Source organism: Syntrophomonas curvata (assembly GCF_052976825.1).
The window spans coordinates 1,388,135-1,402,794 of record NZ_CM129641.1 but is presented as its reverse complement, the minus strand read 5'-3'; the positions used below and the strand labels follow the sequence as shown (position 1 = coordinate 1,402,794).

Annotated in this window: 15 protein-coding genes; all 15 read right to left on the bottom strand. The window is 48.1% G+C overall.

Annotated features, from left to right (window positions below; genetic code table 11):
* Nucleotides 1-19: 19 nt before the first annotated feature.
* Nucleotides 20-604: a MotE family protein gene (locus tag ACU70B_RS06240; protein ID WP_447185485.1), complete on the bottom strand. Its 585-nt coding sequence runs from the start codon at nucleotides 602-604 to the stop codon at nucleotides 20-22.
* A gap of 26 nt (nucleotides 605-630) precedes the next feature.
* A complete protein-coding gene (locus ACU70B_RS06235) occupies nucleotides 631-1,077 on the bottom strand; it encodes a flagellar export protein FliJ (RefSeq protein WP_447185484.1) in 447 nt (148 codons plus the stop codon).
* Nucleotides 1,078-1,204: 127 nt separating this feature from the next.
* A complete protein-coding gene (gene fliI / locus ACU70B_RS06230) occupies nucleotides 1,205-2,533 on the bottom strand; it encodes a flagellar protein export ATPase FliI (RefSeq protein WP_447185483.1) in 1,329 nt (442 codons plus the stop codon).
* Complete coding sequence (locus tag ACU70B_RS06225; protein WP_447185482.1) at nucleotides 2,523-3,353, bottom strand: FliH/SctL family protein; 831 nt, start codon at nucleotides 3,351-3,353, stop codon at nucleotides 2,523-2,525. Before ACU70B_RS06225 ends, fliI begins: the two co-directional genes overlap by 11 nt.
* Complete coding sequence (fliG, locus tag ACU70B_RS06220; RefSeq protein WP_447185481.1) at nucleotides 3,346-4,362, bottom strand: flagellar motor switch protein FliG; 1,017 nt, start codon at nucleotides 4,360-4,362, stop codon at nucleotides 3,346-3,348. The genes ACU70B_RS06225 and fliG overlap by 8 nt, the downstream gene beginning before the upstream one ends.
* A 2-nt stretch (nucleotides 4,363-4,364) precedes the next feature.
* Nucleotides 4,365-5,999, bottom strand: a complete 1,635-nt coding sequence (gene fliF, locus ACU70B_RS06215; RefSeq protein WP_447185480.1) for a flagellar basal-body MS-ring/collar protein FliF — start codon at nucleotides 5,997-5,999, stop codon at nucleotides 4,365-4,367.
* Nucleotides 6,000-6,021: 22 nt separating this feature from the next.
* Nucleotides 6,022-6,339, bottom strand: a complete 318-nt coding sequence (gene fliE / locus ACU70B_RS06210) for a flagellar hook-basal body complex protein FliE (RefSeq protein ID WP_447185479.1) — start codon at nucleotides 6,337-6,339, stop codon at nucleotides 6,022-6,024.
* Nucleotides 6,340-6,350: 11 nt separating this feature from the next.
* On the bottom strand, nucleotides 6,351-6,809 hold the full coding sequence (gene flgC, locus ACU70B_RS06205; protein ID WP_447185478.1) for a flagellar basal body rod protein FlgC: 459 nt from the start codon (nucleotides 6,807-6,809) through the stop codon (nucleotides 6,351-6,353).
* Between the two features lie 3 nt (nucleotides 6,810-6,812).
* On the bottom strand, nucleotides 6,813-7,235 hold the full coding sequence (gene flgB / locus ACU70B_RS06200) for a flagellar basal body rod protein FlgB (RefSeq protein ID WP_447185477.1): 423 nt from the start codon (nucleotides 7,233-7,235) through the stop codon (nucleotides 6,813-6,815).
* A 280-nt stretch (nucleotides 7,236-7,515) separates the two neighbouring features.
* Entirely contained in the window at nucleotides 7,516-8,298 is a 783-nt protein-coding gene (gene codY, locus ACU70B_RS06195) for a GTP-sensing pleiotropic transcriptional regulator CodY (protein ID WP_447185476.1), read from the bottom strand.
* 12 nt (nucleotides 8,299-8,310) lie between these two features.
* Nucleotides 8,311-9,711, bottom strand: a complete 1,401-nt coding sequence (hslU, locus tag ACU70B_RS06190; RefSeq protein ID WP_447185475.1) for an ATP-dependent protease ATPase subunit HslU — start codon at nucleotides 9,709-9,711, stop codon at nucleotides 8,311-8,313.
* Nucleotides 9,712-9,735: 24 nt separating this feature from the next.
* Nucleotides 9,736-10,269, bottom strand: coding sequence for an ATP-dependent protease subunit HslV (gene hslV / locus ACU70B_RS06185; protein WP_447185474.1), 534 nt, complete (start codon nucleotides 10,267-10,269; stop codon nucleotides 9,736-9,738).
* A gap of 4 nt (nucleotides 10,270-10,273) precedes the next feature.
* Nucleotides 10,274-11,185, bottom strand: a complete 912-nt coding sequence (gene xerC, locus ACU70B_RS06180; protein ID WP_447185473.1) for a tyrosine recombinase XerC — start codon at nucleotides 11,183-11,185, stop codon at nucleotides 10,274-10,276.
* 54 nt (nucleotides 11,186-11,239) lie between these two features.
* On the bottom strand, nucleotides 11,240-12,565 hold the full coding sequence (trmFO, locus tag ACU70B_RS06175) for a methylenetetrahydrofolate--tRNA-(uracil(54)-C(5))-methyltransferase (FADH(2)-oxidizing) TrmFO (protein ID WP_447185717.1): 1,326 nt from the start codon (nucleotides 12,563-12,565) through the stop codon (nucleotides 11,240-11,242).
* Nucleotides 12,562-14,640 carry a type I DNA topoisomerase gene (gene topA / locus ACU70B_RS06170; RefSeq protein WP_447185472.1) on the bottom strand — a complete coding sequence of 693 codons (2,079 nt, stop codon included), beginning with the start codon at nucleotides 14,638-14,640 and terminating at the stop codon, nucleotides 12,562-12,564. The genes trmFO and topA overlap by 4 nt, the downstream gene beginning before the upstream one ends.
* Nucleotides 14,641-14,660: the final 20 nt, after the last annotated feature.

Here is a 14,660-nt window from a genome sequence, read left to right as displayed (position 1 = left end):
ATTATTTATAAGATGAAGGCTACGAATCGGTAACCAGCATCTTTTTGGTTAGTGCGGCGGCTTTGTCCCGATCCATTTTCTGCAGCATCTCTGCCACCACATCCTTAGGCATCTCATTAAAAATGCCGATAATATCTTCATCTTTCAGTCGGGACAGGATATCAGCCGCATCTTTGCTTTTCATTTCTATGAAATAGCCTGCCATATCCTTATAAGCCCCCTGTTTGTCGCTTCTGGTGGTCTTAAGATTTAATATCTCTTCGTTTAGCCGCGCTACTTCAGCTTTTAGCTGATCACCATCATCTTCGCTGGTTTTAAACCCCTTCTCCATATCATTGAGCTGGTTCTGCAGTTTTTTCATTTCCTCCTGTTTTTCCGTAATCGTATTCTTGAGGCTGGCGTTTTCCTTTTTCGCCTTCTCAAGTTCAATTATCTCCGGCGGAATCTTCTCCTTTCCTTCAATTAACAGATTATTGACAACAGGAATGTAGGATATAAAATTAGGGGGTTCAAGTATTTTAAAATACAGCAACGCGAAACCGGCTCCAGCCAGCAAAATGATAGTCAACAATGCAATAAAAAATATCTTCAAGACCTTTTTCATCAAAAATACCCCTATAAGTCAGCCAGTCAAAGGCTTTTTCTATGATGAGCCGCACCCGCCACCTCATCAATGTGTTTTTGTTCTTCCAGCAGGAATTCATGCAAATACCGACGCCATGCTTTGTCCTTCAGTTTTTCCAGAGTACTGGTCTCGCGCATCCTTTCCATCAGCACCAGCCTGGCCTCTTCCACTTTTTGCTCGGCTAGGACCAGATTATCTTCGGCGGCTTTAATCTCCTGCTTTAGTACCGGTATGTATTGCCGGTTGATCACAATTCTGGGGAATTGACCCTGACGGCCGTTAAGTTCACGTATGGAATCTTCCACCGACTGAAAACGGTTCTCCAGCAGCTCCAGTTCCTGCACAATCTGATTCCGCTTTAAAATCCGCCTCTGCATCTCTTCACGCACCACCTGCTCCTGCCGTTGACAAATATCCAGTTTGGTCTGCAGCCTGAAATGAAAAGCCTTCATGAAACCTCCTATGCTTCAAGACTCTGAATATACTGTTTTTTTCAATAAGGAACAAGAGCGATCTTAATATCATTAAATGTAACCATTACTGCACCCCGAAAGGGTATTTTGATCCAAGATTTACATCTCACGAAATACTTTCATGCAATGCTGCCAGTGTATCCGCAAAAGCGGCTTGTTCATAGATGCCTTGGCGGAGAAAACCATGGCATCGGTCTATAAGTGCCATAGCCTCGTCTATTCGTGGATTGGACCCTTTTTTATAGGCTCCGATATCAATCAGGTCCCGGGCCTCCTCATAGGTGGCGAGGATGCTCCTGAAACGGTTGGCATCCGCCATGTGCTCAGGGGACGCCACATCAATCATTACCCGGCTTATACTCTGACTTACATCAACCGCCGGATAGAGATTAAGGGCAGCCAAATTTCGGTTCAGGGCAATATGCCCATCCACTATACCCCGTACTGCATCGGTTACCGGTTCGTTAAGGTCGTCACCTTCTACCAGAACCGAGTATAGGCCGGTTATACTACCCTTTTCGGCAGTACCCGACCGCTCCAGTAATTTGGGCAGCAGGGCGAATACGGAAGGGGTATAGCCCCGGGTAGCCGGAGGCTCACCTATCGCCAGACCCACTTCCCGCTGAGCCAGAGCAAATCTGGTCAGAGAATCCATCAAAAGCAAAACATCCATACCTTGATCCCGAAAATACTCGGCTATACTGGTAGCCACAAAAGCTCCTTTCAGCCTGATCAGTGCCGGTTGGTCAGAAGTTGCAACTACCACTACCGACCGGGCCAGTCCCTCCGGGCCCAGATCCTTTTCCAGGAAATCGCGCACTTCACGTCCGCGTTCTCCTATAAGGGCAATAACGTTGATATCTGCTTCCGTATTACGGGCGATCATACCTATCAGGGTGCTCTTCCCCACCCCGCTCCCCGCCAGGATTCCCATGCGCTGACCCTTGCCAACTGTAATTAAGCCGTCAATCACCTTGATGCCCACCGGCAGCTCGCTGGTGATGCGCTGCCGCTTAAGCGGATTAGGCGGGGTATTTGCTACCGGATAGGTCAGCTCTGATTTTATGCGCCCCTTATCGTCAATTATTTCCCCCAGGCCGTTTAAAACCCGGCCTCTCAGTTCCATTCCCACCTGCACCCTCAGGGTAGTGCCGGTGGCCAGCAACTCGCTGCCCGGGCCCACCCCTTCCAGATTTCCCAATGGCATAAGCAGAATTTTCTTGTCTTTGAATCCTACCACTTCAACCGGTATCAATTGCCCTCCGGCATAGTTAGTCTTGACATAACAAAGCTCCCCCAGCCTGACCCGGGGACCGGTTGCTTCCAGGGTAAGTCCGATAGCCTGCGATATTCTGCCTTTGAGCTGGCAGGTTGAGGCCTTCTCCAGTACATTCATATATTTTTCCAACTGCAAACCGGGGTGTTCAATATTCATCTGCAGTCACTTCCTGAACAGCATTCAGTACGCTTGCGGTTCTGGTCTCCAGTTGTGCGTCTACTGAACCGGCATCACTTTCCAATAAGCATCCCCCCGCACTAACCCGATCATCACCTTTGAGCCCTATGCTTAGGTTGTTACTTCCAATATCGGTCAAACTGCCGTGGTTCATTACTTCTAAAACGCTTTCCATGTCACGGGGATTTACATAGACGGTAACGTTCTCCGGTCTATCCAGATAGTCTATGGCTTCCTGCACCACATTAACAATTATACCGGGATTGGTTTGCAGTTCACCGGCTATCACCTTTTTAGCAACGGCTATGACCAGACGGACCATATCGGTTTCACTGGAACGGAATAGTTTTATCTTGGTCTGCCGGGCTTCCTCCAGTATTTCCTGACTCTGCCGCATGGCCATCTGACGGTCGGCTTCAATTTCTTCGTGAGCCCTTCTAAGACCCTCTTCATATGCCTCTTTCAGCGTCTGCTGTCTGATTCGGGCTGCCTCTTCCGCAGCCTGCGCTTTAATAACTTCAGCCTCTTCCCGCGCGTTGCTGATAATATCACGGGATTCATCCCGGGCTTTCTGCAGTAGCTCCATAACCATCTGTTCGGTCTCAGCCAGGATACTTGAGCTTTCCTTTTTTACCCGCTCCAGTTCCTGTTGCTCGATATCCAACAGGTTTATACTGTTATCGTCAGTCACCAGCGCTAATTCGTTCTCACTTTCTTCTTCTGTGCCGATTAACTCAGTCAGGTCTATAACGATAGGTGGAGAAAGCAACATTTCGGCATTTTTTATTACCCTAGACAATTACCTCATCTCCTCCCCCGCGCGCAACCACGATTTCACCGGTTTCCTCCAGTCTCCTGATAATATTGACGATACGCTGCTGCGCTTCCTCAACATCACGCAACCTGACCGGCCCCATGAATTCTATATCTTCCTTCAGCATATCGGAAGCCCGGCTGGACATATTGCCGAATATCTTCTGGGACACTTCGTTGCTGGAGCCCTTGAGAGCCAGAGCCAGATCCTGGGATTCGACTTCTCTTAAGACCCGCTGTACCGAACGGTCGTCAATCATGACAATATCTTCGAATACAAACATTAGTTTCTTGATTTCCTCGGCCAACTCCGGATCCTGAACCTCCAGAGCCTCCATTATGGTCTTTTCCGTCCCCCTATCCACCCGGTTGATAATCTCTACTACCGATTTGATGCCGCCGGCAGCAGTAAGTTCCTGGGGAACAATAGAAGATAATTTGCGTTCCAGAACCCTTTCCACTTCTTTAATAACCTCAGGCGAAGTAGTATCCATTATGGCTATCCGCTTGGCCACCTCGGCCTGGCGGTCAGGCGGCAGGGCAGAAAGTATGGTGGAAGATTTCTCCGGTTCCAGATAAGCCAGTATCAGGGCAATGGTTTGAGGATGCTCGGATTGAATAAAGTTTAACAACTGGGCCGGTTCCGTCTTGCGCATAAAATCAAAGGGGCGCACCTGCAGAGAAGCGGAAATGCGGCCGATAATTTCCACCGTTTTTTCTTCTCCATAAGCCCTTTCCAGAACTTCTTTGGCGTAGGAAATCCCTCCCTGACCAATAAACTGACTGGCCAGAGCCATTTCATAGAATTCCCGAAAAATTTCATCTATCTTATCTTTTGAAACCTGGCGTACATTGGCTATCTCCAACGTAATCTGCTCTATCTCTTCTTCGTTTAGGTGTTTAAATATCTGGGCCGATTTCTCCGGGCCCAGGAAAATAAAGAAGTTAGCGGCCTTTTGCTTCCCGCTCAAGCCTTTTTTGGTGGTTGCCACCATTGTCACCTCACATCTTCAAGTAACCATACTTTGATTACCTGTGCAGCATTTTCCGGGTTCTCATCTATTAGTTTATCGACTTCCAGCCTTATCCTTTGCCTTTCCTTTTCTTCCGGGGTCAGGTTCTGGTCAATGATATCGGCAATATTTATGCTTTCTTCAACAATAGCTTCAAAGCCGTCAGGCTCTTCCGGTTCCAGTTCAAGCGTTTTCCGCCCTCTGCGTTTTATCAGCAGCCAGATCAGAGCAACCAGCAACATGGCCAGCAAGGCCATAACCCAAGGAGCGTAGGGAGCAGCTGCAAACCTCTGCAGGGCTCCCTGGGGGCCCGCTTCAGGTTCCGGTTCGGTATAGAAATCTATAAAGGCTACTGAGATATTGTCCTGTAAGCGAACATTTTCGTTCGCGCGATTCTCCCTTAACCCACAGGCAGTAGCGACTATACTCCTTACTTTCTCAATTTTTTCCCCTTCATTCTCACCGATATTGGCATTTTCGGTGCCAGCTCTATTGACGAAAACCGAAACGGTCAGATAGTCGTATTGGACATCCCCCAGCGAAAAGCGAGTCATCGTCTGAGTTTTATTGATATCATAATTAACCGTTTTTTCGCTTTTATCCCAGCTCGAGGTTCCCCCTTCGGTGTTTACCTGTTCATATTGGGGTATATTATTATCGGTACCAGGAATCCCGGGTTGAGTGGTTTTGGTCTCTGTTCCCGAATCTTTTTTAACATGCTCGCTAACCACAAAGGGCCCGTCGGGGTCATGGGTATAATGTTCATCCACCTGTTCTTTATTATCAAAGTTTAATTCAGCATTCACCCTGACCACGGCATTATCCTTGCCCAAAACTTTATCCAGCATGGTTTGGATAGCCTCTTCTTTTTCTTTTTCAAACTCCCTTTTCATGGTCAGTTGCATTTTGACTACCTCGCCGACGTTGGCAACATCAACCGGAAGGTCGTCGGATACCAGGTTGCCGTTCTGGTCGACAATAACCACATTTTCAGGTTTGAGGTTTTTTACACTGTTGGCCACCAGATTGGTTATAGCTTGAACTTCTTTCGGGGTCAGCTTTTTGTCATCCCGGGTATTTATCACCACCGAGGCTTTGGTTTCCTGCTCATTATCTGAAAACAGTGATTCTTCAGGCAGAGCCAGATTTACTTTGGCTGCCTTGATTTTTTCCAGGCTCTGTATACTCTTGGCCAGTTCACCCTGTAGGGCTGCCTGATATTTGACCTTTTTATCAGTCTGAGTCTCGCCAAAACTGCTTTCTTGGAATAATTCAAAGCCGGATTCGCCCCGGGGAATATTCTCCCCCGCCAATCTTAGCCGGGTAGAATCCTTAACCTCGGGAGGTACCATGATGGTGGCACCCTTGTCCTCCAGCTTGAATTTGATTTTCATTTCATTCAGTTTTTCTACCACCGCAGCAGCGTCTTTATCATCAAGTTCGGTGTAAAGTACCTGATAAGGCTCCTGTCTTCCGACATTAGCCGCCATAACCGCAATTGCCGCCAGGACGAGCAATATGACTCCGGCAAATAACACCTTCTGGTTCAAGCTCAGGTTGCTCCAGGTGTTTTTAAGCATCTCTCCCCGTTGCTTGACATTATCAACAAAACTTCCCATTGTCTAACTCCTCAGCGTCAAGTTACATTTGCATGCGCATTATTTCCTGATAGGCTTCTACTATTTTGTTCCGAACCTCAATGGTGAGCTGTAAAGCAAGATTTGCCTTTTCGTATGCAATCATGGTGTTGTGTAGATAACCCTCTTCACCTAAAGCCAGCTTTTGAGCGCTCGCTGCCGCTTCCTTTTGCAGGTTGTCTACTTCTTGAAGTGCATCGTTAAGGTAAGAAATAAAGTTGGTTTTATTACTGTCGGCTTTTTCCGAGCCGGAAGTAAGACTTTGGTTAAAGTCAGGTTTAAGCCCTGTGATAGTGCTATTTTCCCCGATTCCTACTGTCACCGCTACCTTCCCTACCTTCCAATATCCAGGGCTCTCATGGCCATGCTCTTACTCGCTTCGATTACCTTAGCGTTAGCCTCGTAAGCCCGGGTCGCGGAAATCATGTTTATCATCTCTTCAACTATGTTGACATTGGGATAATTTACATATCCCTGTTCATCGGCATCAGGATGGGAAGGGTCATAAACCCTTCTTAAAGGAGCCTCATTTTCACTTATCTGTCTTATTTCCTTTACCCTTACGCCAGAACCCATGGCTTCAATTTGTTGCTCCAGCATGTTATCGAAACTATTGCCGGCGGTTCTGGGAGTGCGGGCCTCAAAAACCACCACCTGCCTGCGATAAGGTCCGGCTCCATTTTGAACCCGGGTGGTTTCTACATTGGCCATATTATTGGCTATGGTATCCATACGCAAGCGCTGGGCGGTTAGCCCGGAGGCACTGATATCGATAGTATCCAGAAATCGCATGGTTTACCCCCTTCCGGTTATTGCCATTCTCAGCAGACGAATCTCGTTGCTCATACTCTGACCCAGGGCATCGTAAAACACCTTGTTTTTAGCCATTTTGGCTGTTTCCACATCGATATCGACGTTATTCTCGTCATTGCGGTAGCTTAAATCATTCATGATCCTTATTTCTGGCTCTAATTGATTATACGCCTGTGATTCCATAATTTGCATGTGCCGTGAATCAGTTATCTTTAGTTTATCATGAATTTCATCTTTTTCTAGGACTTTTTGTATGTTTTCTTCGAAAATTACTTCCCGGCGCTTAAATCCGGGAGTGCTGACATTGGCTATATTATCGGCGATAACCCTATTCCTGACGCTCGCCGTATCTAAACCCTTATTGAGCAAAAATTGGGCTGGGGAATCAAAAATTTTTTCCAGCAAAATATCACCCCTAGCAAGATTTTCCCTTATCTTTTCTACCTAAGCTGCCAATATTCCTTCAATCCGAACAAATTTTATAAAATTTTCTGTTATTTTTGCCATAAAAAACAACCGGTCTTTGCCGGTTGTCGACAACCCATTAAATGGGGCATGAAGCTACCGTTGAAAGACAGAGCCTTTAAAATTTAAAACAAAATCAGCTAAAGCGATAAAAATATTTAATAGCAGCAGACCCGGCATCGTAGATATCTGTGATTGCTCTATCCTAATTACATTTCGGCTATTTCCTGAGTTCCTCGAACAGATAGTCATTCAGAACTTTTATGTAAGTGCCTTTCATCCCCAGCGACCTGGATTCAATCACCCCGGCACTTTCGAATTTTCTGAGCGCGCTTACTATCACCGACCTGGTTATCCCTACCTTATCGGCTATGCGGCTGGCTACCAGCAGCCCTTCCTTGCTGTCCAGCTCGGCAATAATGTGCTCTATCGCTTCTTTTTCGGAATAGGAAAGGGTTGCCAGGGCTATCTGCACCGAAGCTTTTTTGCGCGCCTCTTCTTCTATCCTTTCCGACCTCATGCGCATTATTTCATTGGCTACTACTATGGCTCCGTATTCAGCCAGAACAATATCCTCATCACAGAATTGCTGGTTGCGCCTCACCAAAATAAGGGTGCCGATACGCCTGGCTCCGCCAAATACAGGGGTAATGGACCAAATGCGACGCGAACAGTCGCAATCATTACTGTTTATGTTGAAGACACACTTGCGTCCTTCTTCCAGGACAATATTGGTTTTGGTTTCCTGGATGCTTATTAATTCCTGGTTGAAGCTTTCGGGAAAACGCTCGGCATGACTCATCAGATACTCTACCTGGGTGCAATTGGCGCCTTCGGTAAAGGCATACCCCCCTATCTGGCCCCTCCTGCCCACTATGAAGACACTGCATTCCAGATTTTTCGCCAGAACATCGGCAATCTCATAAAAATCGACCGGATTGCCCCCTATTTTTTGCAGTATCTTATTGATTGCTCTTGACCTTTCCAGTAATGATTTCTGCACCTTTCTGCCCCCCTAGAGAATATATCTGCTAAGATCGTCATCGTCTACGATCTTCTTCAGTCTTTCTGCCACATAACTGCTGTCAATGACTATCTCCCGGCCCTGCATGTAGGGAGCGTCGAACAAAAGATCCTCCAGAACTTTTTCCATTACCGTATGCAGGCGCCGGGCGCCGATATTTTCAGTTCTGGTATTTACCTCATAGGCTATGGCAGCAATGTAATCTATAGATTCATTATCAAAGCTGATGGTTACCCCTTCGGTGCTTAAAAGAGCGCAGTATTGCTTGATTAGGGAGTTATGGGGTTCAACCAGTATCCTTTTTAAATCGTCGCGGCCTAAACCTTCCAGCTCTACTCTGATGGGGAATCGGCCCTGCAATTCCGGAATCAGGTCGGAGGGTTTGCTGACATGAAAAGCTCCCGCAGCTATAAACAGAATGTGGTCGGTCTTCACCGGTCCATATTTAGTAACTACGGTCGAGCCTTCTACTATGGGAAGAATGTCTCTCTGTACCCCCCCACGGGAAACATCCGGCCCGTAAGCCCCTTCCCGGCTGGTTATCTTATCAATCTCGTCCAGGAATATTATTCCGCCTTCCTCGGTTTTGCGGATAGCCTCCCGGTATACCTCATCCATGTCAATCAAGCGCTGGGCTTCCTCAAAGGTTAATATCTTCCGGGCTTCCTCCACAGTCACCTTGCGTTTTTTCTTGTTTTTAGGCAGCATCTGGCCGAACATATCCTGCAGGTTGATACCCATCTCTTCCACTCCGGAACCGGAGATTATTTCCATGAAGGAAGTGTTTTTCTCCTCCACTTCTATTTCAATAACCTGCTTATCCAGTTCATAACGGGATACCTTTTGCTTGATTATCTCCCGTTTTTCTTCAACGCTTCGGGTTTTCTGTTCCAACTCCTCTTCATTTTCTTCATTTTCAGCCGCAGGCCCCAACAGAAACTCGAGCGGATTCCTGGCAGCCCGGCTTTTTTTCCGGGGCAAGGGTAGTATAAAATCAACTATGCGCTCTTCGGCCAGCTCTCTGGCCTTATCCTCAACCACCTGCATTTTCTCCTGTTTTACCATCCGTATCGATGTTTGCAGGAGATCCCTGACCATGGAATCAACATCCCGTCCCACATAGCCCACTTCGGTAAACTTACTGGCCTCCACTTTGATAAAGGGAGCATTGACCAAACGGGCCAGGCGCCGGGCTATCTCAGTCTTGCCAACACCGGTGGAACCAATCATGATAATATTTTTAGGATAGATTTCTTCCCGGATTTCTTCGGGCAGGTTCTTCCTGCGGTAACGGTTTCTGAGGGCAATAGCCACCGCCTTTTTAGCCTTTTGCTGTCCCACTATATACTTATCCAGCTCTTCAACAACTTCCCGGGGGGTCAGATTTTCCAATGCGCTTCGCTCCTTCGCAGGATATTAGTCAATTACCTCAACATTAATATGCTCATTGGTATAGATACATATCTCGGCTGCAATCTTCATTGACTCCAGGGCGATTTCCCCGGCGTCCAAATCGGTGTGGCGAGCCAGAGCCCGAGCGGCAGCCAGGGCATAGGCTCCTCCCGAACCGATAGCCGTAATTCCGTCATCAGGTTCAATTACCTCGCCATTACCGGAGATTATAAACATTTTTTCTTTATCAGCTACTATGAGCAAGGCCTCTAATTTTCTTAATACCCGGTCAGACCGCCATTCCCTCGCTATTTCAACCGAAGCTCGGGTTAGGTTGCCCCCGGCCTGTTTAAGTTTTTCTTCAAATTTGGCGAAAAGGGTAAAGGCGTCAGCTACCGCTCCGGCAAAACCGGCAATCACCTTACCATCGTAGAGACGCCGGGTTTTATTGGCGTTGCTTTTCATAATTGTGTTCTGCCCAAAAGTCACCTGCCCATCGCCGGCTATGGCGGTATGGTCACCCTTCTTTACGGCTATAATGGTCGTTCCTTTAAACATGCAATTACCTCCGTGGATGGGTTTCATTATGGATATTTTTTATATTTTCCCGGGTTAAATGGGTATATATCTGGGTGGTGGAAAGTTTCACGTGACCTAGCAGCTCCTGAACGGAGCGCAGGTCGGCGCCGTTGTTAAGAAGGTGAGTAGCGAAAGAATGGCGCAGCATATGGGGATTAACTTTCTGATTTAAAGCTACCTCTTCCACATATTTGTTGAGTATGTTTCTTACACTTCGTTCAGAAAGGCGCTGGCCATATTTATTCAAAAACAGCGCGCTAACAGCCTCCCGGGACTTGCGGGCAAAACCGCCCCGGGCTCCGTTAATATACGCTTTCAGAGCCTCCCGGGCTTTACTGCCCAGAGGAGTAATCCTCTCCTTGTTGCCCTTGCCTTTCACTTTAACCATGGCATTGGCCAGATCCATGTCTTTCAAATCGATTCCCACCAATTCACTGACCCGTAATCCGGTGGCATAAAGGGTTTCCAGTATTGCCCGGTCCCGCTTTCCCGCATTCGATGTCAAATCCGGAGCTAACAACAGGGCTTCTATCTCAACCGGATAGAGAAAGCGGGGCAGTTTTTTGTCCTGTTTGGGAGTGGCGACAGCGGCAATAGGGTTGCCCGGCAAAATGTTTTCCCGGCACAGGTACCTGACAAATGAGCGCAAAGATGCCAGTTTTCTGGCCATGGTGGAACGGCTTAACCCGCGTTGTTGCAGGTGCGCCAGATATTCTCTTACCAGTCTGTGGTTGAAAAACTCAGCAGTGATTTCTTCCCGGGGGGTTTTGTACTGATCAGCAATAAAATCGAAAAACTGGCATAGATCGGTGCGGTAACTCACCAGGGTCAGGCTGGATGCACTTTTTTCAACCCGCATATGGTCCAGGAAACCATCAATATGTTGAAATAACATAATTCTCCTGCATCCTATCTTTTTTAAGGCAATGCTAGCATAAGGTAAATACTTTTACAACTGTTTCAGAAACAATTCTGAAAATTTATCCATTTCCTCCAACGACCTTCTTACATAAGCAGCGTATCTGGCTTTCTTATCCCGTACCGACGCCGCCAAGGGAGGGAGCAAGCCAAAATTGGCATTTACCGGCTGAAAGCTGTTCGGATCGGATTGGGTTATAAATTGCAGGAGCGCACCTATCATGGTCGCCGAAGATAAAACTGCCGGGCTCTTGCCTTCCATTATTCTTAGGGCATTGATGGCAGCAACGATGCCGGTAGCCGCTGACTCCATATAGCCTTCAACCCCGCTGATCTGCCCGGCAAAAAGGATCCTTTCATCCGGTTTAAACTGCAAGGTCGGCATTAATACCGCCGGGCTGTTGATATAGGTGTTGCGGTGCATCACTCCATAGCGGACAAACTCGGCCTTTTCCAAACCTGGTATGAGGCGGAAAATCCGGTCCTGCTCCCCCCAGCGCAAGCGGGTTTGGAAGCCAACCAGACCGTATATCCGTCCCCCTGCATCCTCCTGCCGCAATTGCACCACCGCATAAGGCCTGGGTTTTTCTCCTCCGGGATTAAGGCCCACCGGGCGCATAGGGCCAAACCGCAGAGTATCTTGTCCCCGGCGGGCTATCACCTCCACCGGCATGCAACTATCGAAAAAAAGCTTGCGGTCAATACTGTGACCTTCTTTAGTATCTGCATTGACCAGTTCCCGATAAAATCTTTCGTATTCTTCCCGGCTCATCGGACAGTTGTAATAGTCGTCGCTCCCTTTGCCATAGCGCGATGCCTTGAATAGCTTGCTTTTATCAAGACTTTCAGCAGTAACGCTGGGGGCTATGGCATCATAAAAATAGAGGTGCTCCTCTCCGGTGAGCCTCTGCAATTCCCGGCTGAAACTCTCCGAAGTGAGAGGCCCGGTAGCTATAATCGAAATGCCGCCAAGCGGAATCCGGCTGATTTCTTCTCTCACCACCTCAATCAAAGGGTGAGCCAGAATCCGGTCCGTTACTGCGGATGCAAATAAATCCCGGTCGACCGCCAGGGCTGAACCGGCAGGCACCCTGGTTTCATCGGCGCATTCCAACAACAGAGAGCCCAGGGCCCGCATTTCTCGTTTGAGCAAGCCCTGAGCACTATCTTCCAGATCGGATTTTAAGGAATTGCTGCATACCAGCTCGGCCAGTTGCGAGGTTCGGTGGACAGGGGTGGTCTGCACCGGTCTCATTTCATAGAGCCTTACTTTCTGCCCCCTGCAGGCTATATGATAGGCGGCTTCACACCCGGCCAGACCACCGCCTATAACATTAACCCATTGCTGCGAACTCAGAGTCTCATCTCCTTACTGTATTTGCATTCGGGGTTGTGGCAGACGGCTGCGCTGTCTTTGCTGCGGTTCTGTTTTTCCACCAGTATGTCCCCGCAAGCCGGGCATTTTTCGCCGGTAGGTTTGTTCCAGGAGCGGAACTCACAGTTGGGATAGTTGCTGCAGCCGAAGAAGCGCCTTCCCTTCTTGCTCTTAAGAGCAACAATCGCACCACCGCAGAGGGGACACTCCACTCCCACTTCTTCATTAAAGGATTCGGTATGGCGGCAGTCAGGAAAACCTGAACAGGCCATAAATTTGCCGAAACGGCCATGCTTAATCAGCATCGGTTTGCCGCATTCCGGGCAGTCCTTGCCTGCTTCTTCATCCTTGATTTCTACCTTTTGCACCAGAGCCGACGCCTTCTCCAAATCTTCGGCAAAGGGGCGATAAAAACTATCAACTGCTTGCTTCCAGTTCAGTTCGCCCTCCTCTATCATATCCAGATTCTCTTCCATGCGGGCGGTAAACTCAACATCCACAATCCCCGCAAAATGTTCCTTAAGTAAATCAACCACGATAAATCCCAGCTCTGTAGGCACGAACTGCTTGTTTTCCCGTTCCACATAGTTCCTTTTTAGGATAGTGTCAATTATAGGGGCATAAGTACTGGGCCGGCCAATATTTTTTTCCTCCAGCAATTTAACCAGACTGGCTTCACCAAAACGCGGAGGCGGCTGGGTAAAATGCTGCTCCGGTTTTAGGGCGCGCAATTCCAGTTGGTCTCCTTTCTCCAGTTCGGGTATATAATTTTTACCCTCTTCCTCCTCGCTGTCGTTGTAGACCTTCTTATATCCGGCGAATTTTAACTGGGAACTGCTGGCCCGCAAACCGTATTGGCCTGCACTTATCTCCACACTTACGGTATCAAATACCGCCGCCGTCATCTGGCTGGCCAGAAACCGTTCCCAAATCAGTTTATATAAGCGGTACTGGTCCCGGCTTAAAAATTCCTTAATGCTTTCCGGGGAACGGGAGGCTGAGGTGGGTCGAATGGCTTCGTGGGCATCCTGAGCCCCCTGTTTGCTTTTATACTCGTTGGCAACAGCGGGCGCAAATTGAGCGCCGTAGTGAGCACGAATATAATCAATAGCCTCTGTCTGGGCCACGCTCGCTACCCGGGTGGAATCAGTCCTGAGATAGGTAATAAGGCCTATGGTTCCTTCCTTGCCAATCTCCAAACCTTCGTAGAGCTCCTGGGCTACCTTCATGGTGCGTTTGGAGTAGAAATTAAGCCGACGGGCAGCTTCCTGCTGCAGGGTGCTGGTTATAAAGGGCGGAGAAGCTTTTTTGCGTTTCTCCTTTTTTTCAACCCTATTTACCATTAATCGGGCTTGTTGTATATTTTTTACTATCTCGTCTTTTTCGGCTGCAGACCCTATTTCGATTTTCTGGTCGCCCTTACTGGTCACCCGGGCTGCAAAATCTTTACCTTGGCCATTTCTCAGAACTGCTTCTATCGTCCAGTATTCCTCGGGAACGAAATTTCTGATTTCCTCTTCCCGTTCACAGATCAAGCGAATCACGACGGATTGCACCCTTCCGGCCGAAAGCCCTTTACGGACCTTGCTCCAGAGCAGCGGGCTCAGATTATATCCCACCAGCCGATCCATGACTCTCCTCGCTTGCTGGGCATTGACCCGATCCAAATCTACCGGCCGCGAATTCCTAATCGCATTCTTGACCGCATCCCGGGTGATCTCGTTGAATTCTATACGACATTTTTCTTCCGGAGCCAATTTTATGGCATTCTGAAGATGCCAGGCAATGGCTTCACCTTCCCGGTCAGGGTCAGTTGCCAGCAAAACCCGCGAAGCCTTCTGGGCTTCCTCCTTGATCTCTTTTAAGAGACTGCCTTTGCCCCGTATGGTTATATATTGGGGGTCAAAATTATTTTCCAAATCAATTCCCAGCTTACTCTTGGGCAAATCCTTAATATGACCAACCGAAGCCTTTATTTTGTAGCCTTTACCCAGAAACTTGCCTATGGTTTTAGCCTTTGCAGCAGACTCAACTATTACCAGGGTAGTTGCCGCCAAAAATATCACCTCTCCACAAA

What these genes read in the sequence shown, in the direction of transcription:
- fliG (WP_447185481.1), bottom strand. Translation starts at nt 4,362, where the DNA reads ATGGTGGCAACCACCAAAAAAGGCTTGAGCGGGAAGCAAAAGGCCGCT.
- xerC (WP_447185473.1), bottom strand. Translation starts at nt 11,185, where the DNA reads ATGTTATTTCAACATATTGATGGTTTCCTGGACCATATGCGGGTTGAA.
- ACU70B_RS06235 (WP_447185484.1), bottom strand. Translation starts at nt 1,077, where the DNA reads ATGAAGGCTTTTCATTTCAGGCTGCAGACCAAACTGGATATTTGTCAA.
- fliI (WP_447185483.1), bottom strand. Translation starts at nt 2,533, where the DNA reads ATGAATATTGAACACCCCGGTTTGCAGTTGGAAAAATATATGAATGTA.
- flgC (WP_447185478.1), bottom strand. Translation starts at nt 6,809, where the DNA reads ATGCGATTTCTGGATACTATCGATATCAGTGCCTCCGGGCTAACCGCC.
- fliF (WP_447185480.1), bottom strand. Translation starts at nt 5,999, where the DNA reads ATGGGAAGTTTTGTTGATAATGTCAAGCAACGGGGAGAGATGCTTAAA.
- ACU70B_RS06240 (WP_447185485.1), bottom strand. Translation starts at nt 604, where the DNA reads ATGAAAAAGGTCTTGAAGATATTTTTTATTGCATTGTTGACTATCATT.
- hslV (WP_447185474.1), bottom strand. Translation starts at nt 10,269, where the DNA reads ATGTTTAAAGGAACGACCATTATAGCCGTAAAGAAGGGTGACCATACC.